Source organism: Stenotrophomonas sp. P5_B8 (assembly GCF_054049855.1).
In genome coordinates this window covers 1-1927 of record NZ_JBFULO010000576.1, presented here as the reverse complement: position 1 = coordinate 1927, position 1927 = coordinate 1, and the positions used below count along the sequence as shown (strand labels likewise).

2 protein-coding genes are annotated in these 1927 nt (G+C 65.1%); both read left to right on the top strand.

Translation table 11 applies throughout. The annotated features are described in order from the left end of the window. A partial coding sequence (locus tag ACXJKH_RS19500; RefSeq protein WP_457321849.1) for a CitMHS family transporter occupies positions 1–977 on the top strand: 977 nt, incomplete at its 5' end. A 40-nt stretch (positions 978–1017) separates the two neighbouring features. After that, the gene (phbB, locus tag ACXJKH_RS19495) at positions 1018–1758 is read left to right on the top strand and encodes an acetoacetyl-CoA reductase (RefSeq protein ID WP_256776519.1); all 741 of its coding nucleotides are present in this window, start codon (positions 1018–1020) and stop codon (positions 1756–1758) included. Positions 1759–1927: the final 169 nt, after the last annotated feature.

The window sequence follows — 1927 nt, the reverse complement described above, 5'->3', positions numbered from 1 at the left end:
ACATGATCACCGTGTCGGCGATGCTGCCGCTGTACCAACGGCTTGGCATGAACGCGCTCAACATGACCTGCGTAACCATCCTCGCCGGTGGCGTGATGAATCTGACCCCGTGGGGTGGGCCGACCGCGCGCGCGGCCACCGCGCTGCACGTGGACCCGGCCGATGTCTTCGTGCCGCTGATCCCCTCGATGGTGATCGCCTGCGCCGGCGTGCTGCTGCTGGCCTGGTATCTGGGCCTGAAGGAGCGCCGCCGCCTGGGCGTGGTGAGCCTGCCGCAGGGTGGCAGCTGGATGGACAACAGCGTGTCCGACGATGGCAATGCGCTGCCGACCGTCGAAGACGCCGAAGACGTCAAGCGCCCCAAGCTGCTGTGGGTGAACCTGGCGCTGACCATCGCGCTGATGACGGCGTTGATCCTGGGCGTGCTGCCGATGCCGGTGCTGTTCATGGTGGGCTTTGCGATCGCGCTGGTGATCAACTACCCCAACTTGGCCGAGCAGCGCCGCCGCGTGGTCAACCATGCCGGCAACGTGCTGTCGGTGGTGGCGCTGATCTTCGCCGCAGGTATTTTCACCGGCATCCTCAACAACACCGGCATGGTCGAGGCGATGTCGCACAGCTTCCTGGCGATCATCCCCGACAGCTGGGGCCCGTATCTTGCGGTGATCACCGCGATCGCATCCATGCCGTTCACCTTCTTCATGTCCAACGACGCCTTCTACTTCGGCGTGCTGCCAATCCTGTCCGAGGCTGCCGGCACCTACGGCATCACCCCGGTGGAGATGGCGCGTGCGTCGCTGGCCGGGCAGCCAGTGCACCTGCTCAGCCCGCTGGTGCCCTCGACTTACCTGCTGGTGGGCCTGGCCAAAGTGGAGTTTGCCGACCACCAGAAATTCACCCTGAAGTGGGCGATCGCCATCTCGCTGCTGTTGATGGTCGGTGGCCTGCTGTTCGGTCTGTATCCCATCGCGGCCTGATGGGCCGYGCCCTGATCCGGTTACCAAGGAGTCTTCAGCAATGACGCTTCGCATCGCTTACGTCACCAGCGGCATGGGCAGTGTTGGCACGGCCATCTGCCAGAAACTGGCGCGCAACGGCCACACGGTGGTCGCCGGTTGCGCACCGAACTCGCCACGCAAGGCCGGCTGGCTGCGCGAGCAGCGCGAGCTGGGCTTCGACTTCATTGCTTCGGAGGGCAATGCCGCGGACTGGTCGTCGACGGTGGCGGCGTTTGCCAAGGTCAAGGCGGAGGTCGGTGAGATCGACGTGCTGGTCAACAATGCCGGCGGCAGCCGCGACGTGCTGTTCCGGCAGATGAGTCCGGACGACTGGAACGCGGTGATGGGCTCGAATCTGCATGCGTTGTTCAACATCACCAAACAGGTGATCGACGGGATGACCGCGCGTGGCTGGGGYCGGATCGTGAACATCGGTTCGGTGAGCGCGCACAAGGGCCAGATCGGGCAGGTCAATTTCGCTACGGCCAAGGCGGCCATGCATGGCTTCAGCCGTGCGCTGGCCAATGAGGTGGCCGCACGCGGGGTGACGGTGAATACGATTTCGCCGGGGTATATCGCCAGCCAGTCGATCAGCAGTTTTCCGCCGGACGTGCTGGACCGGCTGGCCGGGTCGGTGCCKATCCGCCGGCTGGGCAAGCCGGAGGAAGTGGCGAGCCTGTGCGCGTGGCTGGCGTCGGATGATGCGGCCTACGTGACCGGTGCCGATTACGCGGTGAACGGTGGGTTGCACATGTTTTGACCTCGGCGCGTCCGGTTGGACGCGTTGCCTCCCCCGCGAGGTGAGCCGCGGCGCTGAGAGGCGTCGCGGCTTTTTTTTGTGTCAGTGTAGAGCGAATGCCTGCGAGTGACTGGGCCTGGGCGGGGGTGTGCAGCGTCGCGGGACACGCTGCAAGTACATCCCTGTAAGC